Origin of the sequence: Halomonas sp. TA22, assembly GCF_013009075.1 — a bacterium.
Lineage (GTDB): Bacteria > Pseudomonadota > Gammaproteobacteria > Pseudomonadales > Halomonadaceae > TA22.
In genome coordinates this window covers 639,976-665,718 of the sequence record NZ_CP053108.1, presented here as the reverse complement: position 1 = coordinate 665,718, position 25,743 = coordinate 639,976, and the positions used below count along the sequence as shown (strand labels likewise).

Below are 25,743 nucleotides of genomic sequence, written 5' to 3'. Positions count from 1 at the left end.
CCTCTTGCCCCTGCCTGACGGCGGGGGCATTCATTTTCGTGGCTGCGTGAACTGGCGGGCGGGCGAAGACCTAGCGGGGCCGGGCGAAAACTTGAGTCCAGTAGGGAGAGCGTAGCGATTGTGCCTCCTCGATCCTGGCCATGCCCATTTCGGTAAAGGTATCGTTCATGAGGTTGGCGCAGTGTCCGGGGCTTGCGAGCCAGCCTTCGACGACTTCGACAATGCTTTCCTGACCGGCGGCAATGTTCTCGGCGATGGCTCTCCAGTTGTAACTTTCGGCCTCGACCCTGGCCTGTAGTCCCTCACCCTCCGGGTCGGTATGGCTGAAGTAGTCGTTTTCGGCCATGTCTCGTGAGTGGGCCTCGGCAGCGGCGGCGAGATCGCAGTTCCATGCCACGGGGCGTGCCGCGTCGAAGTCGTCATCGCCGCACTGGCGACTCTCCTGGCGGGCCGCGTTGACGCGCTCGAGCATCTCCCGTTGCATCTCGCTCACTTCGCATGCGCCTTGAGAGCGCGAATGATCGCGAGCCGCAGGGCCCTCGCCGGCCTGGGATTGCCCTGTCACTCCGAGCGCGAGCGCAATATAGGGTACGATATAACGATGTAGCGAGTGGGGCATGCTGGCCTCCTTGTGCACGTTAGTCACCCTTACCATAGCCTAGCCCGAATATGGCGATCCGAATGGGCGATGCCCATGCAGTCTTGGCCTGCTCTTTCCCCAAACCATATATGGCGGTATGCTGCGCGATTTTCCGATAGCCGGCGCGACGCGCCGTCACCATTCTAGAGCGGGACCAACGAGCGAGAGGGGAGTGCCATGTCGTCGTCGAACCAGGCGCCGCTAGTGGGCGTGATCATGGGGTCCAAGTCGGACTGGCCAGTCATGGAGCATGGCGTGGCGATGCTGGAGCGCCTGGGCGTGCCGTTCGAGACTCGGGTGGTATCGGCACACCGCACTCCCGATCTGCTCTTCGACTATGCCAAGGGTGCCGCCGAACGCGGCCTTCAGGTGATCATTGCTGGCGCCGGTGGCGCGGCACACTTGCCGGGCATGGTCGCATCGCAGACGCTCCTTCCGGTACTCGGCGTGCCGGTCGAGTCGAAGTCGCTCAAGGGACTCGACTCGCTGCTCTCGATTGCCCAGATGCCGGGTGGCATTGCGGTGGGCACGCTGGCCATCGGCAAGGCGGGCGCCACCAATGCCGGCTTGCTGGCGGCACAGATCGTCGCGTTGCAGGATGAGCGCATCCGCACCGCCATCGAAGAATTTCGCGCCGAACAGACCCAGGCGGTGCTGGACAACCCGGACCCCCGCGAGGCCTGACATGAACTCGCAGGCATGAACTCGCAGGCATGAACTCGAAAGGAGACAGGCAGGCATGAATATCGGCGTTCTCGGTGCCGGCCAGTTGGGCCGCATGCTGGCGTTGGCGGGCTATCCGCTGGGCAATCGCTTCGTGTTTCTGGATACCACCGGCCACCCCAGCGCTGGCATCGGCGAGGTGCTGATGCTGGAGGGCGAGGAGGATCGCCGCCAGTTGGATGCCTTCCTGGACCGGGTCGACCTGGTCACCTACGAATTCGAGCATCTGCCCCTTGAGCTGGTGCGCAAGATCGAGGCGCGCAAGCCGGTCTATCCGTCGAGCGAGGCGCTGCGCATCTGCCAGAACCGGGCCGAAGAGAAGGCGCTGTTCGACCGTCTGGCGATTCCTACCCCGGCCTATCGGCTGGTGGAGAGCGCCGAGGCGCTGGAAGCTGCGGCGCGCGAGCTGGGTTGCCCGGTGGTCGCCAAGTCGGTCACCGAAGGCTACGACGGCAAGGGCCAGGCGGTGCTCAAGGACCCCGCCGAAGCGTCAAAGGCCTGGGCCAGCATCGGCCACTCGCGGCTGATCGTCGAGGCGTTCGTCGACTTCGTGCGCGAGGTGTCGATCATCGCCGTACGTGGCCGCGACGGCGAGATCGTCTTCTACCCGATGGCCGAGAACGTGCATGTCGACGGTATCCTGCGCTACTCGCTGGCACCGTTACCCGATCTCGACGAGACCGTACAGCGCACCGCCGACGGCTATATCCGCGCCCTGCTCGGCGAGCTGGATTACGTCGGCGTGCTGACCCTGGAACTGTTCCAGACCCGCGACGGCCGGCTGCTCGCCAACGAGATGGCGCCTCGGGTGCACAACTCCGGGCACTGGAGCATGGACGGGGCACCGACCAGTCAGTTCGAGAACCATCTACGTGCCATCCAGGGCCTGCCGTTGGGCGATACCCAGGCGCGCTTGCCCACCTGCATGATCAATGTGATCGGTCGCGAGGGTGACCCGGCGGCGATTCTCGCCATCGGCGATGTTCACCTGCACCGCTACGACAAGGCAGAGCGTGCCGGACGCAAGCTTGGTCACGTCAACCTGCTGGCAGCGACCCACGCCGAGCTGCTGCAGAAGGTTCAAGCCTGTGCGGTACTGTTGCCGGACTCGCCGGCGCCGCGCTTCAGCTTCGAATAGCGGTACCAGTGCAACGACAAGGCCCCGCCTGCATGTACTGCAGGCGGGGCCTTGTTGCTTCATGGCGGGCTAGCTAGCCCTTGTCGATCACGCCCCGATGATGCCGCCATCCTCGCGGGTGATGACCAGCGTCGCCGAGCGCGGGATCGCATTGCCACCCTCCGGCCAGTGGCTGACAAAGTCGCCCGATGCGAAGGCCTCGGCAGTGGTGGTCGCCCCCGGGTGCTGGACGTTGACGAACATGGTGCGCTGGTCCGGCGTGGTGATCACGCCGGTGATCTCCTGGCCGAGGGGCCCTGTCAGGAAGCGCTTGATCTCGCCGGTTTCGGGATTGGCGGCCAGCATCTGGTTGTTGCCGAACACCTCATGGATGCCGGTATTCATCACCGACTCGCTGATGTCGGTCTGGATCCACAGGCGGCGGTCCGGGTCGATCCACAGGCCGTCGGGGCTGGCGAAGATGGCGTCCTGCCCGAGGGGCTCCCCGGTCAGGTCGCGGCTATCGTCAGCGTCGCCTGCCAGCACGAACAGATCCCAGGCGAAGCGCTCGGCCGAGTGGTGACCCGCCTCCTGCCAGCGAATGATATGCCCGAAATTGTTGTCGGCGCGCGGGTTGGCGGCGTCCTGCTGGCCCTCTGCACGGCGGCTGTTGTTGGTCAGGGTGAAGTAGACCTGGCCGGTGACGGGGTCCACCGCACCCCACTCCGGGCGGTCCATCTTGGTGGCGCCGACATGATCCGCGGCATTGCGGGTGTTGACCAGAATGTCGGCGAGATCCTCGAAGCCGTTCTCCGGCGTCAGGCCGTTGACGCCGGGGGCCAGGGCCAGCCACTCGCCGCTGCCATCCTCGTTGAAGCGGGCAACATAGAGCGTGCCCTCGTCGAGCAGCGAACCCTCGGCGGTGGCCGCCTGATAGGGGCGACTCGAGACGAATTTGTAGATGTACTCGAAGCGGGCGTCGTCGCCGGAGTAGCAGACCACCGGCTGGCCCTCCACGGCCGGGGCGAAGATCACGCCTTCATGGGCGAAGCGCCCCAGGTGCGTGCGCTTGACCGGGGCGGCATCGGGCTGCATGGGATCGATCTCGACCATGTAGCCGAAGGCGTGAGGCTCGTTGCGGTAGTCCTCCTGCGCCGTGGTGCCGCGGGTGGTGGCGTCGAAGCGCACGTATTCATCGTCACCGCCCTCGGCACGGTGCCATTGATAACGCCCTTCGCTGCGCGTCTCGATGCCGTAGCGCGTCTGGCGCCGGTCGATCTCGGTGTCCTGGTTGGCGAAGTAGCCCGACCAGTTCTCTTCGGCGGCCAGGTAGGTGTTCCAGGGAGTGGTGCCGTGAGCGCAGTTGTTGAGCGTGCCCCTTACCATGCTGCCATCGGGGCTGTACTTGGTCTGCACGTGGTGGGTGCCGGCGACCGGGCCGGAGAGCTGCATCGGCGTGAGGCCGGTGATGCGCCGGTTGTGGGCGTCGCGCACCACCTGCCACTGGCCGTCGTCGCCCTGGCGGATACGCACCACCGAGACACCGTGGTTGTTCATCTCCTTACGCACTTGGTCGGCATCACGGGAGCCGTCGGCATGCTGCGGAAACTGCTCGCTGTCGAGTGCCAGGTCCGCGGCTGCGGCATGCATGAAGCGAGGCTCGACGTACTCGTGGTTGAGCACCAGCAGGCCGTCGCGGCTCCCCTCCAGCGGGAAGAAGTGCATGCCGTCGTGATGGCTGCCCACCTGCTGTGCCTGCTCGTCGGCGCCATTGGCGAGCGAGAACGCGGGATAGTCGCCGGTGATCGGCGTACCCCAGGGAATCAGCGTCTGGACCCGATAGCCTGGCGGTACCGTGACGCTATCGGCATTGCTGGTGGGAATCGCCTGGAAGCCTAGAGTCGGTCCACTGCGCGACCCCTGGGCGGCAAAGGCCGAGCCGAAGGGCAGGCTGGTGGCCATGGCGCCGGCGACAGCCGCTGCCAGGCTGCCGCGCAGCATGGCGCGGCGGCTGATACGCGCCTGAAGAATGTCGCCGAAATAGGCGTTGCTCGAGTGGTTGCTCAGGGTCTCGTCGCCAGCGGCGAGGACGGGGTCGGCGCTGCCGATCTGCTGGGGGCCTTTCATGGGGCTCTCTCATATGGGATGAAGTGCCCCTATGCTCGTCAGCGAGGGTTGCACTGCCATGAAGGAATCATGGCAGTTCGGTGACAACGGCCACCTTCAACCTATTGCGCCCACCAGCCATAGCCACAGGGCGATCAGCGCGAAGTGACCGGGGTACCAGGCCAGCCACAGGCGACGCGGCATGACCACGCCGACCTGGGGCACGCCGCGGGAGGCGCCCGCCGCGAGCAGCAGTACCACCAGGCAGGTCGCTACGGTAAACGACTTGGCCATGTCGCTGTAGTTCATCATCCCGGCGATGATCAGCAGGGGCAGCGCGGCGGCCACGGCCAGCAGCCGCTCGGAAAGCGAGTCGCCGCCACGGTTGAGGTGGTACATCGCCAGCATGAACAGCGGAAGCAGCAGCAGCCCGCGGTGGCCGTACTCCACCCAGTCACCGAGCAGAAACCACACCACCAGCGAGGCAGCGGTGCCCAGCGCCAGCCACGCTGCGCTCAGCTCCCCCCGGCGCTGCCTGTCGAGCAGGTCGCGCAGCCAGGCACCCCAGGCGAGCCCCGCCGCCAGCGTGAAGCAGACATTGAGCACGAAGGCATCGGAGACGCGCGGCATCATCATGTAGGGGATCTGGGCGGCCAAGCCGATGACCAGGATGCGCCTGGCATAGCGCATCGGGTTACGGGTGTTGAACAGCCCATGCCAGGCGACCATGGCGGCGAACAGCGGAAAGGCGATGCGTCCGACCGAGGCGCCGGCCCAAGAGAGATCCCAGTTGCCCGGCAACACATAGCGGGTGAGATGATCGACGCTCATGGTGAACAGGGCCAGCCATTGACCCCAGCCGGTCCAGGTCGAAGAGGGGCGCACGGTGTCGTGCAGTGTCGTTGCCGGGGCGGTCATCGTTACCTCCATGTCAGGGTATCAATCCAAACCATCGTCGCGGGGACGATAACGCTCGTCGTCATAGATATCCAGCGGTTCGCTTCTGACATCCTCGACCCAGGTCGAATGCTTCAGGTAGCACCAGGCGGCACGAGCGATACCGTTGCTATCGGCGATCGTCAGTCGCCTTCGGCAATAGCCGTCGCGTAAATTGACCCGCTCCAGGCGGTCGAGTTCATCAAGTGTCGCGTTGCCGACCCGGTAGAGTTCGCCCTTAACCTGCAGCCCGTGCCCCTGGGCATCGATCAATACCGGGGAGAATCGCGGACCGTTGAGCACCAGCGGAAAAGGCTCGCAGGTGATCGCCTTGTCGAGAAATTCCGCCTGGCCGAGATAGCGCTCATGATGAGCGAAGCCGCGCTTGAGTGTGCCGTAGACGAACAGTAGGTGCGTCATAAGGACTCCTGTGGACCATGCTCGGATGTTGTTATTGGCTTAATTGGCTTACAGGATAGCTGCTGAGGAGGTTCAGTCGGTGATGCTTTGTTAATATAAGTTTTTCGTTTCGTGGAGAGGACCGATGCGGATAGGCATCCTGCAGTGCGATGACGTGGCGCCGGAGCTGCGCGGCGAACACGGCAACTATCCGGAGATGTTCGAGCGGTTGTTCGGCGCGCTGGACCCGACGCTGACCTTCCGTGTCTGGCGCTGTCAGGACGGTGAACTTCCTGATGACATCGAGGCGGTGGATGCCTGGATGACCACCGGCTCCAAGTGTGGCGTCAACGATGGCCTGGCCTGGGTCGACGAGCTGTGCGGCTTCGTGCGTCGCCTCTATGCAGCAGGCAAGCCTCTGCTCGGGGTCTGCTTCGGCCATCAGCTGATCGCCAAGGCGCTTGGCGGCAGGGTAATCCAGAGTCCGCTGGGGTGGGGTGTGGGCGTCTCCTTCAATCGCCTCACTGAGCGTGCCGAGTGGATGGAGCCTTGGCAGGAGGGGCTCGATTTGATCGTCAGCCACCAGGACCAGGTAGTGGAGCTGCCGCCTGACGCCAAAATATTGGCCGGCAGTGACTTCTGCCCCTTCTACCTGATGCAGGTTGGCAAGCATTTTCTCGGTGTGCAGGGGCATCCGGAATTCCTCAAGCCCTATTCGCGGGACCTGATGTCGTTACGCAGCGAGCGGGTCGGAGACAACCGGGTGCGCGAGGGGCTTGTATCGCTCAATGCAGCGCTCGACAGCGAGCTGATGGCACGCTGGGCGCTCAATTTCCTGCGCGGCGCCAGCGGCGGACAACATCTCCCTCAATGAACGGGACGCAGTAGCCGCATCCCGTTGACCACAACGATGAGACTCGCCCCCATGTCGGCGAATACCGCCATCCACAAGGTGGCGTGTCCGGTGAAGGCCAGCATCATGAATGTCGCCTTGAGGCCCAGGGCGATGGCGATGTTCTGCAGCAGTACCCTGCGCGTGCGGCCAGACAGGCGCAGAAAGTCGACCAGCCGGCGCGGGTCGTCGTCCATCAGCGCCACGTCGGCGGTTTCGATGGCGGCGTCGCTGCCCAGCGCGCCCATGGCGAAGCCGATGTCGGCGCGGGCCAGGGCCGGGGCGTCGTTGATGCCATCCCCCACCATGCCTACCGGACCCTGGGCCGCGCGCGCCTCGATCATGGCCAGCTTGTCCTCCGGCAGCAGCGCACCGTGGGCTTCGTCGATGCCGATCCGACTGGCGATGGTGGCCACGCTTGCCGGGTTGTCGCCGCTCAGCATCAGCGTCGTGATTCCCAGACGATGCAGGCCGGCAACCGCTTCTTGGCTCTCCTCGCGCAGCGGATCGCCGACGGCGAACAGTGCCAGCGGCTGGTTCTCCTCGCCAAGAATGACCAGGGTTTCGCCGCGGGCCTCGTGCTGCCCCAGCTGAGCCTCGAGCGCGTCGTCGACCGCCGCGAACTGCTGCATCAGCCGGCGATTGCCGAGCCAGAGGGCGCGCTCGCCTTGCCTGGCGATCACGCCGCGGCCGGGTAGCTCCCGCACGTCGCTCACTTCCAGCGGAACGACGCCATCGGTCTCGGCGGCGCGGGCCAGGGCCGTCGAGACCGGGTGCGACGAGCGACCGGCGAGGCCCGCCGCCAGAGCGCGCAGGCGCTCACGTCCGTGGGTGTCCAGCACCGGATCGAGCGGGTGCCAGGTGCGCTGCGAGGGGCGGCCTCGGGTCAAGGTGCCGGTCTTGTCGAAGGCGATGGTGACGAGGCGATGGCCCTGCTCGAGCACATTGCCGCCCTTGATCAGAATGCCCGCGCGGGCGGCAGCGGCCAGGCCGCTGACGATGGTGACCGGGGTGGAGATCACCAGCGCACAGGGGCAAGCGATCACCAGCAGGACCAGGGCGCGGTAAATGCCATCCAGCCAGCTCACACCGAATAGCCACGGCCAGGTGAGCCCGACCAGCAGGGCGATGGCGAACACAACCGGGGTATAGACGGCAGCGAAGCGGTCGATGAAGCGCTGAGTCGGCGCGCGGCTGGCCTGGGCCTGCTCCACGGTATGGATGATGCGGGCCAGGGTGGTGTCGCTCGCCGCGCGGGTGGTGCGGTAGAGAAACTCGCTGCCCTGATTGACACTGCCGGCGAACACGGCCGCTCCCGGCGCCTTGTCCACCGGCAGGCTCTCGCCGGTGATAGGCGATTCGTCCAGCGCCGGGTGCCCCTCGGCAACGCTGCCGTCCAGCGCCAGGCGCTCGCCCGGTCGCACCCGCACCAGGCTGCCCACCGTGACCTCGCTGGCCGGAACGTTGCGGAAGTTGCCGTCGGGCTGGCGCACGTTGGCGCTCTCCGGTGCCAGCGAGAGCAGCTCGCGAATGGCGTTGCGTGCCCGGCCCAGCGAGCGCGCCTCGATGCGCTCGGCCAATGTGAACAGCACCAGCACCATGGCCGCCTCTGCCCACTGGCCGATCAGCAGGGCGCCGGTCACTGCCACGCTCATCAGGGCGTTGATGTTGAGCGTGCGGTGGCGCAGGGCAATGAAGCCTTTCTTCCAGGTGGGCAGGCCCACCAGGGCGATGGCCGTCAGCGCCAGTGCGGCGGCAAGCCAGGGCTCGGCCAGTTCAAGCCAGTGGCTGGCCTCGGCGGCAAGGGCTAGAGCCGCGGCTGCACCCAGCTTCCACCAGTGCTCTTCGCTGCTGGCTTCGGGCATGCGTTGCGTTGGATCGTGGCGCTGTGCCGTCATGCCGGTGGACGCGATACGGCGCTGAATAGCTTCTTCCGCCGCATTGCGGTGATGAACGGTCAGCACGCGGCCGATCAGGTCGAAGTCGAGCCGCTCGATGCCGGGCACGTCCTCCAGCGCCCGACGCAGCAGCGCCTCCTCGGTAGGGCAGTCCATCGCCTCAATGTGCAGGCGCAGCGGCTCTGTACCGGTAGGAGGATGGTTGTGCTTCTGTGCGGCGGGGATCGCTTCTGGGATGCTGCAGTTCGAGTAGCAGGATCGTTCGGTCATGGTAGAACTCCGTGTCATCGCATATGCTGATGACACACCCTGAAGCCGCTACAGGGTCAAGAGAAATCGGGGAGGATGGGCATGAAGATCGGCGAGCTGGCCACCCGCACCGGCTGTGCGGTGGAAACCATCCGCTACTACGAGCGCGAGGGGCTATTGCCCGAGCCGGCACGCAGCAGCGGCAACTATCGCCTCTACGGCGAAGCGCACGCAGAACGCCTTGGCTTCATTCGCCATTGCCGGGCGCTGGACATGACGCTGGGCGAGATACGCACCCTGCTCGAGTGCCACGACCACCCCGAGCAGCCCTGCGGCGAGGTCAATGCCTTGATCGATGCGCATCTCGATCACGTGGCGTCACGCATCGTCCAGCTTCAGACGCTTAAGCTGGCGCTGGTCAGGTTGCGTCAGCGCTGCAACGGCGAGAGCGCGGCGAGCGAGTGCGGCATCCTCAGCGAACTCGCCCGGCCGCTGGCGGCCGGAGAGTTGCAGGACGGGGAGCCCGGCGTGCATGTGCCGGGCTCCCACCGAGGCCTTTGACCGACATGTGGCCTCAGCCGTTGGGATGGGGCAGCAGCATCGGCATTACGAAGTAGACGAAGGCGGTGATCACCACCACCGAGACGAGGTTCATCAGCAGCCCCGCCGTGGCCATCTGGCGAATGCTGATGCGTCCGCTTGAGAACACCGCGGCATTGGGTGGCGTGGAGATCGGCATCATGAAGGCGCAGGTGGTAGCCAGCGCCACGCCGATCATCAATCCCAGCGGATGGCCGGTGGCCACCGTCGCCGCCATGCCTGCGGTAATTGGCAGGGCCATGTTGGCAGTGGCGGTGTTGGACATGATCTCGGTGAGAAACAGCATCAAGGTGACCATGAACAGCAGCAGCCAGAAGTAGTGAATGTCGCCCATCAACTGGAGCTGCTCGCTGATCCAGCCGGTCAGATCGCTGGCACTGAAGGCGGCTGCCAGCGCCATGCCGCCGCCCCACAGGATGAACAGCCCCCAGGGCAGCTTTACCATGTCCTCCCACACCAGCAGGCTGCGATTCTCGGAGTGGGCCGGAATCACGAACAGCGAGATGGCGGCCACGACGGCAATGATCGTGTCGTTGATCGGCAGGTCGAAGAAGGGGGCCAGCCAGCCGCGCAGCGCCCAGGCAAGTGCCGTACACACGAACACCACCAGCACGCGGCGTTCCTCACGGCTCATGGGGCCCATGGCCTTGAGTTCCTTGGCGATGAAGTCGACCCGCAGTGGAGCGCTGGGCACCTTGGCATAGAAGCGCGTGAGATAGAAATAGAGCACCGTGAGCAGGATCAGCGTCAACGGCAGGGCGAAGATCATCCACTGCAGGAAGCTGATTTCGACGTCGAAGAACTGCGGGATCATCGCCACCACGATAGCGTTGGGCACCGAGCCGATGATCGTTGCCAGGCCGCCGATGGAGGCCGAGTAAGCCACGGTGAGCAGCAGGGTGATGGCGAAGGCGTCGCGCTGGCCGCGGTCGAACTGATCGCGCTCGTCGAGCTCGGCGAGCAGCGCCAGGGCGATCGGCAGCATCATCAGCGCGGTGGCGGCATTGGAGATCCACATCGACAGGAAGCTTGATGCGATCATCACCCCGAGCACGATGCTGCGCAGGCTGTTGCCGATACGGTTGACGATGTTGAGCGCGATGCGCCGATGCAGGTTCCAGCGCTCGATGGCGATCGCCAGGATGAACCCGCCCATGTACATGTAGATGACCGGATTGGAATAGCCGACGACGGCATCATCCAAGGGCATCACGCCGGAGAGCGGCAGCACCACCATGGGCAGAAAGGAAGTGACGGGGATCGGCACCGGCTCGCTGATCCACCACACCGCCATCCACGCAGTAAGTGCCAGCACGGTACGCGGTGCCGGGTCGATCAGCGTATCGGGCATCACCAGGTGGAGCAGTACAAACAGCAGAGGGCCCGCAAGTAGCGTGCCCCAATGTCTCCAGGATCGCTCCCCTGTCATTGTCGTCGTCGGCATATCCTCTCCATGGTCGATGGGCGCTAGGCGTGCGCCTGGCTGCGTTGTCGACACCTTAACAGCTGGCTGCGACTTTAGGTTTACGACCTTTGTCTAAAGCGGGGGCGGAGAGGTGGCAGCGGGATTGGGCGGGGATACCAGCAGTGGCGAGGAGGGGCGAATGTGGAGGCGTGGTGGAGGCCAGCTCCCTCGGCGACGCCGAGGGAGCGAAAGAAAGCTTACTCGTCTTCGCCGAAGTAGCGCTCGTAGATCTCGTCGTAGGTGCCGTCCTCCTGCAGGGTCGCCAGCGCCTCGTTGAAGCGCTCCGCCAAGGCTTCGTCACGCGGACGGAAGGCGATGCCGAAGCCGTCACCGAAGTACTCCTTGGGCTCGGTGACCATGTCGCCGACCACCTTGTAGTCGCGGCTTTCGCTGTCGAGCAGGGTGGCCTTGCCCACCGGGTAGTCGAGGAACAGGATATCCAGGCGCCCGGCCTGCATGTCCAGCACCATGTCGTCGGCAGTGGAGTAGCGGCTCACACGGGCCACGCTGCCGTACATGTCGGTGACATAGTTATCCTGCAAGGTACCGCGCTGCACGCCGATGGTGGTGCCTTCCAGGGTGGATTCGCTGGCCTCGTCGATGTCACTGTCTTGCGGCGCGAACCAGGCCGAAGGCGGCGTGAAGTAAGGGTCGGAGAACAGCACGGTTTGGCGGCGCTCATCGTTGATGGTCATCGATGACATGATGGCGTCGTAGTTGCGCGACATAAGGCCTGGAATGATGCCGTCCCACTCCTGTACGATCCACTCGCAGGTGATGCCGATCTCCTCGCACAGGGCATTGCCCAGGTCGATGTCGAAACCCGTCAGTTCGCCCTCTGGCGTGCGGTACTCCATCGGCTCGTAGGGTACGTCGACACCGAAGCGCACATGGTCGTAATCGCGCGCCTGGGCGGTGCCAGCGGCAATGGCTGCACCGAGAATCGAGACGGTCAGCAGTTTTTTCATGGGTGTAGCTCCCTGTTGTTGTTCACGGTTCACAGTGCGTGAAGACCCGCTAACGTTAGCGCAGCTGGTGGCTGGCCGGAAGGGGAAAACCGCCCTTGCGGAGCGATTTTCCAACGCTCGTTTGACGCCACGATGCTATCACAGGCTCCCTCAGGCGGGCCTCAGGTGGGCCAGCAGTCGCTTCTCGAGGAAACGGAAGAAGTAGAGGATCGCGAAGGTCAGGCACAGGTAGATCGCGGCGACGAACAGGAAGGCCTCGAACGGGGCATAAAAGCGTGCATAGACGAAGCGTGCGGCCCCGGTCAGGTCCATCAGCGTCACCACGCTTGCGATGGCGCTTGCGTGGAGCATGAAGATCACCTCGTTGCCGTAGGCCGGTAAGGCACGTCGGAAGGCGCTGGGCAGAATGATACGCCGCATCATCAGGCCGTTGGACATGCCGTAGGCGCGGGCGGCTTCGATCTCGCCGCGGGCCGTTGCCTTGATCGCGCCGTGAAAGATCTCGGTGGTGTAGGCGGCGGTGTTGAGCGTGAAGGCGATCAGCGCGGGGTAGAACGCCTCGCGCAGGATTGGCCACAGCAATGTCTGTTGGATACCGTCGAAGAACACCACGCCGTAGTAGATGATGTATAGCTGGATGAGCAGCGGCGTGCCACGAAACACGTAGGTGTACAAATAGATCGGCCACTTGATCCAGGGACGTTTCGAGCCGCGCAGGATCGAAAGCGGCACCGCCAGCACCAGGCCGACCAGCAGCGACAAGAACACCAGCTGGGTGGTGGTGACCAGCCCCTGCCAGTAGTAGGCCAGGGTCTGTGGCGTGAAGATCACGTTGCCGGCCAGCAGGTCGTTGAACCAGGTCGAGATATCGAGCATGTCAGTGGCCCCCGAAGCCGACGTTGTAGCGCTTCTGCAGCCTGGCGAAGGCCCACTCCGAGAGGCTGGCGATCAGCAGGTAGATCATTGCCACCGGGATCAGGAAGGTGAAGGGTTCATGGGTGGCCCGCGAGGCTTCGGCGGCGACACGTACCATGTCCGTCAATCCGATCACCGAGACCAGTGCGGTGGTCTTGAGCAGCACCATCCAGTTGTTGGAGAGCCCCGGCAGGGCGTGACGCATCATCAGCGGGAAGCGGATACGCCGAAACACCAGCCAGTCGCTCATGCCGTAGGCGCGGCCGGCCTCGATCTGGCCATGATCCACCGCCAGAAAGGCGCCCCGGAAGGTCTCGCCCATGTAGGCGCCGAAGATGAAGCCGATGGTGATCACGCCGGCCGCGAAGGCGTTGAGATTGATGAAAAGATCGATGCCGAAGCGGTCGTAGAGCATGTCGGTGAGGACGTTGAGCCCCATCTGGCCACCGAAGAACAGCAGCATCATCAGCACCAGGTCGGGCACGCCACGGATCACCGTGGTGTAGAGCGTGGCGATCTTGTGCAGCAGCCAGCTGCGCGACATCTTGGCGCTGGCGGTCAGCAGGCCCAGCACGATGGCCAGGATCAACGACAGCACTGCCAGCTGGATGGTGACGCCGGCGCCTTCCAGCAGCCTGGGGCCGTAGCCGTGGAGGTCTAGCATGCTTCTCTCCCTCGAGGGGCGGCGATACGCCTCATCAATACTTGGGGGCCAGGAACTGCTTCAGGCGCTCGGAACGGGGGGCGGTCAGCACCTCCTGGGGCGGACCTGCCTCTTCGACCAGCCCCTGATGCAAGTAGATCACCTGACTGGAGACGTCGCGGGCAAAGCCCATCTCATGGGTCACCACCACCATGGTGCGCCCCTCCTTGGCCAGGTCACGCATCACCTTGAGCACATCACCGACCAGCTCGGGGTCCAGCGCCGAGGTGGGTTCGTCGAACAGCATCACCTCGGGGTCCATGGCGAGCGCACGGGCGATGGCGCCGCGCTGCTGCTGGCCGCCGGACATCTGCGCGGGATAGGCGTCGGCACGATGCGAGAGGCCGACCCGCTCGAGCAGTGCGCGGGCATGTTCGATCGCCTCCTTCCTGGGTTTCTTGAGCACATGGACCGGTGCTTCGATCACATTCTCGAGCAGCGTCATGTGTGCCCAGAGATTGAAACTCTGGAATACCATGGAGAGCCTGGCGCGCATGCGCACGACCTGCTTCCAGTCGGCGGGCTCGCGACCTTGCCTGGTCTGCTTGAAGCGGATCTCCTCGCCATGCAGCAGCAGGTCGCCCTCGTCGGGCTGCTCGAGCAGATTCATGCAGCGCAGGAAGGTACTCTTTCCTGAGCCGGAGGCACCGATCAAGGTGATCACGTCGCCTTTATTGGCTTGCAACGACAGTCCCTTGAGGACTTCAGCGTCACCAAAGCGTTTCTTGATGTTACGCACTTCCAGCGGGATGGGCGTTGTGGCCATGACACGGGCTCCGGACAAAGGACATCGATACTGCTGGCGCGAAAAATGGGCGATTCTAACAGGCCTGACGGGTCATGGGAGAGCCCAATTATTGAATTGCTATTTTCCGCTTTGTTCTTGCCTGACGGGGGCCGCGGGCGCTGCCTCCGGTGCGACCAGCAGGGCGGCGCGCGCGCCAATCTCGACGTTGGCATTGGGAAACACCACCGACAGAGGCCGCTCGCCAACGAGGTAGTCACCGGCCTCGGCATCGCTCGCCAGGCGCGTGCCGGGAGCGAATTCGGTAAAGTTTGGCGTCTCCTCGGCAAAGCAGAGTCGAAACGACTGCGATTGGCGGACCAGCTCATGCTCGACGCGAAAGAAGGCCATGCGGGAAGCTGGCGCTTCCGGGGGCGCACGCCCTTCCAGCAAGGCTTCGAGCAGCATCCGCATGAGATGCAGCGCCTCCAGGTCGTTCGCGCCGAAAGGGGCGACCCGGCCGAGCTCCAACGTAAACGCCTGAGCACCATGATAGTGCCGTGAGTAGTGCGAAAACGTCCAGCTGTGCTGGTGCTGATGCAGTGCCGCCTGGATACCCGCCGCCGCGAGCCAGCGCCACTGCTGGTTATCGGTGACGCGGTCGGCACAGGGCTCGACGACAAAACGCGGATAGCGGCTATCGCGAATGGCGGTGTGCAGATCGTAATGGATGGGCGGCGTGTCAGGCGAGCAGCAGGCGGCGTGGCGGGCATAGAAGCGGTCGACGGCAGCCATCAGCTCGCGGGCACGCTCGGGCTCCGCGCCGGCTTCCTCGTTATCTCGGCGAAACAGTCGGTTGAGATTAGTGCCGATGAAGCGCTGCTGCCGGCGCAGGGCGGGGATATTGCCCAGCAGAACCAGCATTGGCGCGCCGAGTCGCAATAGGCCCGCCTCCAAGCGTGCGAGCAGCTCGCCGACAAGCTCGATCGGTGCAGTCTCGTTGCCGTGCAGGCCCGCCGACACGACGCAGACTCGGGCGTGCGGCCCTGGGTTTGCCGGAATCAGCTCGAGTATGCCAGGGCCATGCAGTACGTAGCGTCCATGCTGCAGGTGCTCCCCCTTGCCGCTCCTTGGGCGTTGGCCCGAGTCTTGCGACGTCTCGGCAAATGTCGTCTCCAGCCAGCTGTCGAGCATGTCTCGCTCCATGACTCTCATTCAGTATTAGTCGATAAAATCGTAATGATGGCTCGAAATCATTCGCTTAACTTGGCCGAAGGCTTCTCTACACTGAGAGCCACAGCAAACTGTCTACAGCCGCAACATGTCAACGCAGGAATAAGGAGCGTCACCAATGACCAAGATCCTCGTACTCTACTACTCCATGTATGGCCATATCGATACCATGGCGCATGCCGTGGCCGAAGGCGCCCGCCAAGTGGAGGGTGTTGATGTCACCGTCAAGCGCGTGCCGGAAACCATGGATGCCGAGAGCTTCGCCAAGGCCGGTGGCAAGCAGGACTTTAGCACGCCGGAAGCGACACCGGGCGAACTCGCCGACTACGACGCGATCATCGTCGGTACCCCGACCCGCTTTGGTAACATGGCCGGCCAGATGCGCACCTTCTTCGACCAGACCGGTGGGCTGTGGGCCAAGGGCGCGCTGCGCGGCAAGGTCGCCAGTGCCTTCACCTCCACCGGTACCGGCGGCGGCCAGGAGATGACCATCACCTCCACCTGGACCACGCTTGCCCACCACGGCATGCTGATCGTGCCGATCGGTTATGGCGTTGAAGAGCAGTTCGATATCTCCAAGGTCAGCGGTGGCACGCCCTATGGCGCCTCGACGCTGGCCGGTGGCGACGGGTCGCGCCAGCCCGATGAGCGCGAGCTGAAGATCGCCCGCTTCCAGGGAGAATACGTGGCCGGGTTCGCCGCCAAGCTGACGAGCTGAGAACGACCCGTCCGGGAAACCGGGCGGGTGTTTCCGTTATGTCTTGCCGAGGCGCAACTCATACATCCTGATATAGCTTTCCTTCGATGGCAGAATATGGCGGCGGCACAGTTCCCGCAGCGCTTGCCTGTCCTGCTGCCTTATTGCTTCGATGATCTCAATGTGTTCATCCCTTGCCCGCTTGAGGCTATCGAGATCGGAGATCGCCGCGAAGCGAATGGCATGGGCCTTCTTGGCGAAGTCATTGATGGTTTCCGTCAGGTACCTGTTGCCCGTTGCGGCAAAGAGTACCTGGTGAAAGGCAATGTTGAGTCTGAAGATGCTCCGCATGTCCTGCTTTTCAACCGCCTTGGAGTGCTGGTCCTGAATCTCTTCCAGGCGTCCCACGAGTGTCTCGGGCGCCGGCAGGGACAGTGCCTCGATTCCAGCAAGTTCCAGCAACTCGCGCATGGCGTAAAGGTCCTTCACCTCCTGAGGTGTGTAGACTTTCACGAAGGCGCCCCGGTTTTTGATGCGCTCGACCAAGCCAATGTCCTCAAGCTGGAACAGAGCTTGACGAACCACATGGCGCTTGCAGCCGAACCGTTCCAATAGATCCTCTTCGACCAATCTCTCCTTGGGGTTCAAGCGGCCAAGCACTATGTCCTCCTCAATCGCGGCGATGATATCTTCCACATTTAGAGGCTCGATCGGGACATACTGTTCGCTGCGTTGAGTATTAGCCATGCTTCGCATCCTAGCCGAATTGTTTGGAACGGGTCATACCAAGACTGGCGCTCATGCCTGTCAAGCGCCAGCTATGTTACCCAAGTTCCATCACCAAGAAGTGGTCAGCTTCTTCTGGGTATCTTGCGGGTGGGTTCGGGGCGACAATAGCGGAAATCGCAGCCTTCCTCCGCTTGGAGGATCTGTTCCAGAAACAGGCGCCGGTAGCCACCTGCCTGTGACTGGGCTTCCACTGGTTTCAGTGCCTGGCGCCGTCGAGCCAGTTCGTCCTCATCCACCAAGAGTTGCAGGCTGCGGGCCTTGACGTCCAGCTGGATGATATCGCCGGTCCGTACCAAGGCCAGGGGGCCTTGATCGGCCGCCTCCGGTGAGACATGTAGCACGATGGTACCAGCCGCCGTACCGCTCATGCGACCGTCGGAAATGCGTACCATGTCCTTGACCCCTTGAGCCGCGAGCTTCTTGGGAATGGGAATGTAACCCGCCTCGGGCATGCCGGGCGCTCCCTTCGGTCCAATGTTTTGCAGCACGAGCACATCGTCGGCCTTGACGTCCAGTTCTTGGTCGTCGATACGCATGGCCAGGTCCTCCATGGATGAGAACACCACGGCGCGTCCGGTATGGTCCATGAGTTCAGGAGAGGCGGCCGACTGCTTGATGATAGCGCCACGAGGGGCGAGGTTGCCCTCCAGTACGGCGATACCGCCTTGGGCATAGATGGGATTGTCGCGTGGCCTGACCACTTGCTGGCCGATGATGCGTGTGGAAGCCTCCAGGTTTTCACCCAGGGTCTTGCCGTTGATGGTCATGGCATCGAGATGTAGAAGAGGGCGGATCTCGTGCAGCAGCGCCGCCAGGCCTCCCGCATGATGGAGATGTTCCATGTAATGCTCGCCGGAAGGCTTGAGGTCGACCAGTACCGGGGTCTCCCGGCTCATGCGATCAAAGGCGTTAAGGTCTATGTCAATGCCCAGTCGCCCGGCGATAGCGGTCAGGTGGATCAATCCGTTGGTCGAGCCTCCGAGAGCCAGCAATACGCGTAGCGCATTTTCCAGGGCCGCCTCGGTCATGATGTCGGCTGGCACAACTTTCTCAGAGGCAATACGCACGGCCTCGGCGCCTGTATATTCGGCGATACGCCGGCGATCGGCATAGACCGCTGGAGCTGTGGCGCTTCCAGGCAACATCATGCCCATCGCTTCGGCGAGGCACGCCATGGTACTGGCGGTGCCCATTACCGAGCAGGTCCCTACGGTGGGAACCAGCTTGTCGTTGACCTCAATGATCTCCTGATCGTCGATTTCCTGACCGCGATAGGCTGCCCAATAGCGTCGACAATCGGTACACGCACCGACTCGCGTCCCTCGGTGCGAGCCGCTGAGCATCGGGCCGGTCACCAACTGGATAGCCGGAATACCGGCACTGGCAGCAGCCATGAGCTGTGCCGGTACGGTCTTGTCGCAACCACCAATCAATACGATGGCGTCCATAGGTTGAGCGCGGATCATCTCTTCCGTGTCCAAGGCCATCAGGTTGCGCAGATACATGCTGGTGGGATGGGAGAATGATTCGTGCAGCGAAATGGTAGGGAAATCGATGGGCAGGCCGCCGGCGAGCATGACACCGCGCTTGACGCTCTCCACCAAGGCATCCACGTTGCCATGGCACGCATTGTAGCCGCTGTAGGTATTAGTGATACCTATCACGGGTCGCGAGAGGGCGTCATCCGTGTATCCCATTCCCTTGATGAAGGCTTTACGAAGAAACAGCGAGAAGCCCTCGTCGCCGTAGTTGGTCAGCCTTCCTGACATCCCCTTTGGGCCATTGTTTGTTTTCAAAATTGATTCTCCTTGGTTCTCGCGAGGGGGCGCTTAGACTTTAGGATTATTAGCAACAAGATTATTGACAATCTTGTTGCCAAGGTACTAGGTTTTGCGAGGCATGCCAAACAAAATTCATGCGATGCCTTAAACAAAACCATAAGCAAGGTAACTATAATGAAAAAAATACTATTGCCAGCCTCTTTATCTATGTTCGCGATAACAGCGCTTATTCCACTGTCAGCAAGTGCGGACTATTCCGTTACTGATGAGATAAAAGTGCTTCAGGGGTTCCAGGCAGGTGGAGGAAGTGATGCTCTTGCGCAGTTAGCACACCCATATCTGAGAGAGATATTGGGAGTCAGTTTCGTAAATGAATATATACCAGGAGCAGCTGGGGCGATTGCTTGGAATCGACTGGCTAACCAGTCGCCTAAAGATGGTTCGGTGATTAGCATTACCAATACGCCGATGTTAATGACTAATTATATTATCAATGCTGCTGTATCTTATAATATCGATCAATTTACGCCCATAGCTAATGTAGTTACGGATCCTGGCGTTATTGTAGTCCCGCCCGACAGCCCCTATCAGACAGTTGAGGATTTGTTTCAAGCGGCTGAAGAAAACCCTGGGCGTATCACGATAGGTAATTCAGGTGTCGGAGGAGACGATTACTTCTCAACGATCATGGTGGAAAATGCCGTTGGAGTTAAGTTTGAAAAGGTACCCTTTTCTGGAGACGGTCCTTCCGCAACGGCTGCCATGGGCGGTCAGATCGATGCCAGTTTCAACAACGTAGGGATCGTGTACGGTCACATCAAGGCAGAGAGCCTGCGCCCCCTAGCTGTGTTTGCCGAAGATCGATTGCCGATGCTGCCGGATGTGCCGACGCTCAAAGAGATGGGCTACGAAGTGGTCAATGGCTCATCTCGCGGTTATAGCGCACCGGCAGGCATTCCCGATCAGGCACGCGACGAGTTGATTGCCGCTTTTGAAGAACTGGCTACCAACGAGGAATTTCTTCGGGCGGCAGAAGAGCGCGCATTCTATATCGATATCGTGACCGGTGACGGTTACATGGACATGATGAAACGTATGGAAGAGACATTCATCGACATTTGGGCGGAAGTGCAAGATGACGCCTGACGAAATGTCACTGATGCGGAGGTTGATGACATGAATATGAGTCGCCTGGCACTGGGTGCCTTCGGCATTTTCTTGGGAGTGTTTTTCTTTTTGAATAACATGGAGTATCCAACGAGGGCGGCTCAAATACCATTGATCTTTGCAACAGCGGTGGGATTGTTGTCATTGGCTTTGATTATTCAAGAAGCCGTGGTCTCCAGAAAGGTGATGAGTACTTCCCCTGTAGCCAGTGTTTCACCTAGCCGGAAACCGCAATGGAGAGGAGGGGGGGTCTTCAGGGCCTTTCTGGTTTACTTCGCTGCACTACTGTATGCCTACAGTATTAGTATCGTCGGGTATTTCATAGGTACGGCGGCGTTCTTAGGGATTTCGCTATTTATCGCTCGGGGCGTAAGCGCTAAGTATTCGGCTGTCGGTGTCGCTTGCTTGCTGATCGTCATCGGGCTGGTGTTCTTTCGTTTTTTAGGGCTGAACATGCCAGCACTGCCTTCCTTATAACGTATAACGCCAGTATTGAAGATGGAGTGGATTATGGACACAGGCATGTTGCTTGTTGGAATATCGAATGTCCTATCATGGAGCAACTTGCTACTTATTATTGGTGGCACCTTGCTTGGAATGTTCGTAGGCGCCATGCCTGGCCTTTCGGCCACCATGGCCTTGGCGTTGCTGCTGCCAATTACCTTCAGTATGGATCCAGGGGCCGGGTTGAGCATGCTGGCCTCCTTGTACGTGGGGGCGTCCTATGGGGGGTCGATCGCGGCCATCTTGCTAAATACCCCCGGGACGCCGGCTGCTGCCGCCACCGTGCTTGACGGCTATCCTCTCTCCCAGCAGGGCAAGGCCGGCAAGGCGCTGGGCATTTCACTGTTCGCTTCCTTCTGCGGTGGTCTCATGAGCGGCCTCGCGTTGCTCGTGGCAGCCCCCTTACTGGGCATTCTGGTATTGAAGTTCGGTCCGATCGAACTCTTTGCCGTCGCCGTGCTGGGCATCACCATCATTGGGTCTCTCTCGCAAGGCTCGGTAGTGTCCGGTCTGTTATCCGGGGGAATCGGTCTGCTGGTGAGCACGGTGGGCATGGATCTGATCACTGGTACGCCGAGGATGACGTTTGGGCAGATGAATCTGTTCTCGGGGATCAGTTTCACCGTGGCGCTCATTGGCCTGTTCTCCATTCCCCAAGCGTTGCTCTTGATCGAGAAGAACGGATCAAATGCCAAGAAAGTGGCCAACAAGATCACCGACCGACTCCTGCCAAAGGCCAAGGAAATCGTATCGCTGATGCCCAATATCTTCCGTTCGGGCGTGATAGGCATTGTCACTGGGTTGATCCCCGGCACCGGCGGCGATACGGCAAGCTGGTTCGCCTACAACGAAGCCAAGCGCTTTGCCAAGGACAAGAGCCGTTTTGGCAAGGGTGACGTTGCCGGCCTCGCTGCACCGGAGTCGGCCAATAACTCGGTGGTGGGCGGTTCGCTGATTCCGACCATTGCCCTTGGCATCCCGGGAAGCTCCTCTACCGCCATCCTGCTGGGGGCATTGATGGTCCATGGGATATTGCCCGGTCCCAATCTGCTGACCGAGCATGGTGAAGTGACCTATACCCTTATCTGGGCCGTCATCGTGGCGAACTTTGCCTTGCTGGCGGTCGGTCTCATGTTCACCCGCCTCTGCGTCAGCGTGACGAAGGTGCCAGATGGTTTCGTGGCGTGCGCCATCATCGTGCTCTGCGTGGTCGGTTCTTTCGCCATCAACAACAGTTTTTTCGATGTGGGCCTGATGTTTGCCTTCGGCCTGTTCGGCTACTGGATGATTAAGGCCGGCATGTCACCCGCACCGATGGTGGTTGGCCTGATTCTCGGGCCTGTCATGGAAACCAGTTTTCAACAGTCGATGCTGATTGGCGGCGGCAGTTTCCTGATCTTCGTCAAGAGCCCGATAGCGTTCGGCTTGCTGCTGCTGGCACTGTTCTCCGTCCTCCAAGCCACTCCGCTGTTGGGCGCTACGTTATCCCGCTTCAAGAAAACCGCTTGATCACAACGTCAAATCACGAGAGCGAAACACTATGGCTACCATTATTGACGTCAAGGCGCGCATGGTCAGCGTGCCGCTGGACAACCCGACGAGCTTCTCCAACCGCCGCGTGCACAAGCGCGATTACGCCCTGGTCGAGGTCACTGGAGACGATGGCCACAAGGGGATCGGTTTTTGTTATGGCGGCAGCAACGCCGGGCACCTGGTCGTCCATGCCGTGCGTGACCTGCTCAAGCCGTTGCTGGTCGGCCAGGATACCCATCGCGTGGAAGGGCTGTGGCGCGAGATGTATCAGGAAGCGCTTCTGCACGGCCGCACCGGCTCGGTGATGCGTGCCATCAGTATCCTCGATACGGCGCTGTGGGACCGCAACGCGCGTGCCGCCAACCTGCCGCTCTACAAGCTGCTCGGGGCCAACGAGACCGAGAGCGTGCCGGCCTATGCCAGCGGCGGTTACTACCTGGAGGGCAAGACGCCGCAGCATTTGGCCGACGAGATGCGCGGCTACGTGGAACAGGGTTTCACGGCGGTGAAGCTCAAGGTCGGGCGAGAGGCCCTGGCCGGGGAGGAGGCACGTTTGGCCGCCGTGCGCGAGGCGGTCGGCCCCGACGTGCTGGTAATGATGGACGCCAACAATGCCTGGCGCGACCTGCCCTCGGCGCTCGCCTTCATGCGTATGGCTGAATCCTACGACCCCTACTGGATCGAGGAGCCGTTCAGCCCCGACGATATCGACAACCATCGACGCCTGGCCGAGCGCACCCCGGTGCCGGTGGCGACCGGCGAGATCGAGGCCGGGCGCTGGCGCTTCAAGGAACTGCTCGACAAGGAGGCGGCGATGATCCTGCAGACCGATGCCGCCGTGTGCGGCGGTATCACCGAGTTCCGGCGCATCGTCGCCACCGCCGCCAGCTACGGTGTCGAGGTCTGCCCGCACTGGTTCCACGACCTGCACGTTCACCTGGTGGCTGCGGCGCCCAACGCGCCCTTCGTCGAATACTTCGCCGACGACCAGGTGCTTAATTTCCGCCGGCTGATCGACACCCAGCTCGAGTTCGCCGACGGACGGCTGGCATTGCCAACCAAGCCGGGGCTGGGCTTCGACTTCGAAACCGAGGCGCTTGAGCGCTACGCTATTGATGCTTGGCAGTAGCCACCACAACGCGAGGACGCTACATGAATCAGCCCCGTACAGGCCGTGTATGGTCGCCAGTAGTCACTCCCTTCACCGATGACCTGGCGCCCGATTCCCGGCGCTTCACCACGCACTGCCGCTGGCTGCTCGACAACGATGTCGGCCTGGCGATCTTCGGTACCAACTCCGAGGCCAACTCGATGACCGTAGGCGAGAAGCGCGCGCTCATCGATACCCTCGCCGAGGCCGGCATCGCCGGTGAGCAGCTGATGCCCGGCACCGGCAGCTGCGCCATCGGCGATGCGGTCGAGCTCACCCGCCACGCCGTCGACAACGGCTGCGCCGGGGTGCTGATGCTGCCGCCGTTCTACTACAAGGGTGTCTCCGACGAAGGCCTCTATCGCTACTTCGCGGAGGTCATCGAGCGCGTCGCGTCGCCGTCGCTCAAGGTGTATCTCTATCACATACCGCCGGTTTCCCAAGTGCCGCTGACCTTGGACTTGATTGAGCGGCTGCACACGGCCTACCCCGATACCATTGCCGGCATCAAGGATAGCTCCGGGGAATGGAGCAACACCCAGGCGCTGATCGACGCCTTCGGCGGGGAAATCGACGTCTACGCCGGCAGCGAGCATTTCCTGCTCGATACCCTGCGCGCCGGTGGTGCGGGGTGCATCAGCGCCACGGCCAACGTCAATCCCGGGCCAATCGCGGAACTCGCCCGTGCCTGGCGGGAAGCCGATGCCGACACGCGCCAGACGGCGCTCTCCGCGTTGCGCGGTGAGTTCGAGCGCTTTCCCATGATTCCGGCGCTCAAGGCGGCTACCGCCCTGTATGGTGACGATGCCGCCTGGCGCCGTGTACGCCCGCCGCTGGTCGAGCTCGACGACGCACAGTGCCAGTCGCTCAAACAGGCGCTCGACGCCCGGGGCTTCACCATGCCCGGTCGTGCCGGCTGATACCCGGCCGGCTTCCATCGACACTCCACCCCGGCCCGCGTCTCCGGCCGGGGTCATTCCAGAGAAAACGCCATGACGACCTCACTCCAGGCCGCTGAAAAACGTGTTGCCGGACCCATCGTACGCCTGCACCCCGACGACAACGTGGTGGTCGCCCGCCAGGAGGTAGGTATCGGTACCTTCCTGCCCAGCGAAGGCGTGACCAGCCGCGCCCAGGTGCCGGCCGGCTACAAGCTGGCGACCCGCGCCATCCGCCAGGGCGAGCCGGTTCTCAAGTACAGCGTGACCATCGGCTTCGCCTCCCGCGACATCGAGCCGGGCGACATGGTGCACAGCCACAACGTGGCTTTCGAGGAGTTCGACCGCGATTATCGTCACGCCGAGGCGTACGTGCCCACCGATCGCCTGCCGAAGGCCGATGTCGCCACCTTCGACGGCATCGTGCGCGCAGACGGCCAGGTCGCCACGCGCAACTACATCGGCATCCTCTCCACGGTGAACTGCTCGGCGACCGTGGCGCGCAAGGTAGCCGACTGGTTCACTGAGGAGCGCCTGGCCGAGTTCCCCAACGTCGATGGCGTGGTCGCCTTCCCTCACTCGCTGGGCTGCGGCATGGAGATGACCGGCGAACCCATGGCGCTGTTGCGGCGCACCCTGGCCGGCTACGCACGGCATGCCAACTTCGCCTCAGTGCTGGTGATCGGACTCGGCTGCGAGCGAAACCAGATCCAGGGGCTGATGGAAGACGAAGGTCTCGATGGAGGCAGCCGTCTGCAGACCTTCACCATGCAGGCGATGGGGGGCACGACACGGACGATCGAGGCCGCCATCGAGGCGGTACGGGCGCTGCTGCCCGAGGCCAACCGGATCGAGCGTCAGCCGGTGTCGGCGGCGCACCTGACCGTGGGGTTGCAGTGCGGCGGTTCGGACGGTTTCTCCTCGATCACCGCCAATCCCGCCCTGGGACGCGCCGTCGATATCCTGGCGCGCCACGGCGGCACGGCGATACTTTCCGAGACTCCCGAGATCTATGGCGTGGAGCACACCCTGACGCGCCGTGCGGCGAGCCGCGAGATTGGCGAGAAGCTGGTGGAGCGCATCCGCTGGTGGAAAGAGGAATACTCGGTCGGCCGCGACGTGCAGATCAACGGCAAGGTCAGCCCCGGCAACCAGATGGGTGGCTTGGCCAATATCTTCGAGAAGTCGTTGGGCTCATCGATGAAGGGCGGCACTGGCCCGTTGATGGCAGTCTATCGTTACGCCGAGCCGGTCTCCGCCAAGGGGCTGGTGTTCATGGACACGCCGGGATACGACCCGGTATCGATTACCGGCCAGATCGCCGGTGGTGCCAACCTCATCGCCTTCACCACCGGGCGCGGTTCGATGTTCGGTGCCAAGCCGACGCCGAGCCTCAAGCTGGCCACCAACACGCCCATGTACGAGCGGCTGTGCGACGACATGGATCTCAACTGCGGCGAGATTCTCGACGGCACATGCGATATCGAGACCATGGGTCAGCGCATCTTCGCGTTGATGCTGGCCACCGCCTCGGGGCAGCGCTCGAAGAGCGAACTGCTCGGGCTTGGCGACAATGAATTCGTGCCGTGGCACATCGGTATCATGAGTTAGGGGAT

Annotated in this window: 24 protein-coding genes; 11 read left to right on the top strand and 13 right to left on the bottom strand. The window is 62.5% G+C overall.

The genetic code is table 11. The features are described from left to right. Positions 1 to 70: 70 nt before the first annotated feature. Entirely contained in the window at positions 71 to 619 is a 549-nt protein-coding gene (locus HJD22_RS02985) for a CAP domain-containing protein (RefSeq protein WP_208655684.1), read from the bottom strand. A 198-nt stretch (positions 620 to 817) separates the two neighbouring features. On the opposite strand from HJD22_RS02985, the gene purE reads away from it, so the two are divergent. Together purE and HJD22_RS02975 are read left to right on the top strand one after the other, a co-directional pair. After that, entirely contained in the window at positions 818 to 1,324 is a 507-nt protein-coding gene (gene purE / locus HJD22_RS02980) for a 5-(carboxyamino)imidazole ribonucleotide mutase (protein ID WP_208655683.1), read from the top strand. A 55-nt stretch (positions 1,325 to 1,379) separates the two neighbouring features. After that, positions 1,380 to 2,501 carry a 5-(carboxyamino)imidazole ribonucleotide synthase gene (locus tag HJD22_RS02975; RefSeq protein ID WP_208655682.1) on the top strand — a complete coding sequence of 374 codons (1,122 nt, stop codon included), beginning with the start codon at positions 1,380 to 1,382 and terminating at the stop codon, positions 2,499 to 2,501. An 87-nt stretch (positions 2,502 to 2,588) separates the two neighbouring features. Here HJD22_RS02975 and HJD22_RS02970 read toward each other — a convergent pair whose 3' ends face one another. The 3 genes from HJD22_RS02970 to HJD22_RS02960 all read right to left on the bottom strand — a co-directional run bounded on the left by HJD22_RS02970 (position 2,589) and on the right by HJD22_RS02960 (position 5,942). Beyond that, positions 2,589 to 4,607, bottom strand: a complete 2,019-nt coding sequence (locus tag HJD22_RS02970) for a PhoX family phosphatase (protein WP_208655681.1) — start codon at positions 4,605 to 4,607, stop codon at positions 2,589 to 2,591. Positions 4,608 to 4,703: 96 nt separating this feature from the next. Then, positions 4,704 to 5,504 (bottom strand): TraX family protein, encoded by an 801-nt coding sequence (locus tag HJD22_RS02965; RefSeq protein WP_208655680.1) that lies wholly within the window; start codon positions 5,502 to 5,504, stop codon positions 4,704 to 4,706. 21 nt (positions 5,505 to 5,525) lie between these two features. Further along, positions 5,526 to 5,942, bottom strand: coding sequence for a gamma-glutamylcyclotransferase family protein (locus tag HJD22_RS02960; protein ID WP_208655679.1), 417 nt, complete (start codon positions 5,940 to 5,942; stop codon positions 5,526 to 5,528). Positions 5,943 to 6,066: 124 nt separating this feature from the next. On the opposite strand from HJD22_RS02960, the gene HJD22_RS02955 reads away from it, so the two are divergent. Continuing rightward, positions 6,067 to 6,795: a gamma-glutamyl-gamma-aminobutyrate hydrolase family protein gene (locus tag HJD22_RS02955; RefSeq protein WP_208655678.1), complete on the top strand. Its 729-nt coding sequence runs from the start codon at positions 6,067 to 6,069 to the stop codon at positions 6,793 to 6,795. Here HJD22_RS02955 and HJD22_RS02950 read toward each other — a convergent pair. Next, positions 6,789 to 8,981, bottom strand: coding sequence for a cation-translocating P-type ATPase (locus HJD22_RS02950; RefSeq protein ID WP_208655677.1), 2,193 nt, complete (start codon positions 8,979 to 8,981; stop codon positions 6,789 to 6,791). The genes HJD22_RS02955 and HJD22_RS02950 overlap by 7 nt on opposite strands. A gap of 81 nt (positions 8,982 to 9,062) precedes the next feature. On the opposite strand from HJD22_RS02950, the gene cadR reads away from it, so the two are divergent. Continuing rightward, on the top strand, positions 9,063 to 9,521 hold the full coding sequence (cadR, locus tag HJD22_RS02945; protein WP_208655676.1) for a Cd(II)/Pb(II)-responsive transcriptional regulator: 459 nt from the start codon (positions 9,063 to 9,065) through the stop codon (positions 9,519 to 9,521). Between the two features lie 13 nt (positions 9,522 to 9,534). Here the strand turns inward: cadR and HJD22_RS02940 are convergent, their stop codons facing one another. From HJD22_RS02940 to HJD22_RS02915, 6 genes are all read right to left on the bottom strand, one after another. Beyond that, positions 9,535 to 11,004, bottom strand: coding sequence for a DASS family sodium-coupled anion symporter (locus HJD22_RS02940; protein ID WP_248730077.1), 1,470 nt, complete (start codon positions 11,002 to 11,004; stop codon positions 9,535 to 9,537). Positions 11,005 to 11,222: 218 nt separating this feature from the next. Continuing rightward, positions 11,223 to 11,993, bottom strand: a complete 771-nt coding sequence (locus HJD22_RS02935; protein WP_208655675.1) for a transporter substrate-binding domain-containing protein — start codon at positions 11,991 to 11,993, stop codon at positions 11,223 to 11,225. Positions 11,994 to 12,143: 150 nt separating this feature from the next. Next, a complete protein-coding gene (locus HJD22_RS02930; protein WP_208655674.1) occupies positions 12,144 to 12,869 on the bottom strand; it encodes an ABC transporter permease in 726 nt (241 codons plus the stop codon). A 1-nt stretch (position 12,870) separates the two neighbouring features. Then, a complete protein-coding gene (locus HJD22_RS02925; RefSeq protein WP_208655673.1) occupies positions 12,871 to 13,572 on the bottom strand; it encodes an ABC transporter permease in 702 nt (233 codons plus the stop codon). A gap of 34 nt (positions 13,573 to 13,606) precedes the next feature. Further along, positions 13,607 to 14,377 carry an ABC transporter ATP-binding protein gene (locus tag HJD22_RS02920; RefSeq protein WP_208655672.1) on the bottom strand — a complete coding sequence of 257 codons (771 nt, stop codon included), beginning with the start codon at positions 14,375 to 14,377 and terminating at the stop codon, positions 13,607 to 13,609. A gap of 99 nt (positions 14,378 to 14,476) precedes the next feature. Beyond that, positions 14,477 to 15,529, bottom strand: coding sequence for a succinylglutamate desuccinylase (locus tag HJD22_RS02915; RefSeq protein ID WP_208655671.1), 1,053 nt, complete (start codon positions 15,527 to 15,529; stop codon positions 14,477 to 14,479). Between the two features lie 157 nt (positions 15,530 to 15,686). On the opposite strand from HJD22_RS02915, the gene wrbA reads away from it, so the two are divergent. Then, positions 15,687 to 16,286, top strand: coding sequence for an NAD(P)H:quinone oxidoreductase (gene wrbA / locus HJD22_RS02910; protein ID WP_208655670.1), 600 nt, complete (start codon positions 15,687 to 15,689; stop codon positions 16,284 to 16,286). A 36-nt stretch (positions 16,287 to 16,322) separates the two neighbouring features. Here the strand turns inward: wrbA and HJD22_RS02905 are convergent, their stop codons facing one another. Together HJD22_RS02905 and HJD22_RS02900 are read right to left on the bottom strand one after the other, a co-directional pair. Next, entirely contained in the window at positions 16,323 to 17,012 is a 690-nt protein-coding gene (locus HJD22_RS02905) for a GntR family transcriptional regulator (protein WP_208655669.1), read from the bottom strand. A gap of 104 nt (positions 17,013 to 17,116) precedes the next feature. After that, complete coding sequence (locus tag HJD22_RS02900) at positions 17,117 to 18,850, bottom strand: IlvD/Edd family dehydratase (RefSeq protein ID WP_248730076.1); 1,734 nt, start codon at positions 18,848 to 18,850, stop codon at positions 17,117 to 17,119. A 159-nt stretch (positions 18,851 to 19,009) separates the two neighbouring features. On the opposite strand from HJD22_RS02900, the gene HJD22_RS02895 reads away from it, so the two are divergent. The 6 genes from HJD22_RS02895 to HJD22_RS02870 all read left to right on the top strand — a co-directional run bounded on the left by HJD22_RS02895 (position 19,010) and on the right by HJD22_RS02870 (position 25,738). Continuing rightward, a complete protein-coding gene (locus HJD22_RS02895; RefSeq protein ID WP_208655668.1) occupies positions 19,010 to 19,981 on the top strand; it encodes a tripartite tricarboxylate transporter substrate binding protein in 972 nt (323 codons plus the stop codon). A gap of 30 nt (positions 19,982 to 20,011) precedes the next feature. Then, on the top strand, positions 20,012 to 20,479 hold the full coding sequence (locus HJD22_RS02890; protein ID WP_208655667.1) for a tripartite tricarboxylate transporter TctB family protein: 468 nt from the start codon (positions 20,012 to 20,014) through the stop codon (positions 20,477 to 20,479). A 33-nt stretch (positions 20,480 to 20,512) separates the two neighbouring features. Beyond that, positions 20,513 to 22,015: a tripartite tricarboxylate transporter permease gene (locus HJD22_RS02885; protein ID WP_208655666.1), complete on the top strand. Its 1,503-nt coding sequence runs from the start codon at positions 20,513 to 20,515 to the stop codon at positions 22,013 to 22,015. A 31-nt stretch (positions 22,016 to 22,046) separates the two neighbouring features. Beyond that, positions 22,047 to 23,168 (top strand): mandelate racemase/muconate lactonizing enzyme family protein, encoded by a 1,122-nt coding sequence (locus HJD22_RS02880; RefSeq protein ID WP_208655665.1) that lies wholly within the window; start codon positions 22,047 to 22,049, stop codon positions 23,166 to 23,168. 23 nt (positions 23,169 to 23,191) lie between these two features. After that, the gene (locus tag HJD22_RS02875; protein ID WP_208655664.1) at positions 23,192 to 24,109 is read left to right on the top strand and encodes a dihydrodipicolinate synthase family protein; all 918 of its coding nucleotides are present in this window, start codon (positions 23,192 to 23,194) and stop codon (positions 24,107 to 24,109) included. 72 nt (positions 24,110 to 24,181) lie between these two features. Continuing rightward, on the top strand, positions 24,182 to 25,738 hold the full coding sequence (locus tag HJD22_RS02870) for a UxaA family hydrolase (RefSeq protein WP_208655663.1): 1,557 nt from the start codon (positions 24,182 to 24,184) through the stop codon (positions 25,736 to 25,738). Positions 25,739 to 25,743 lie beyond the last annotated feature (5 nt).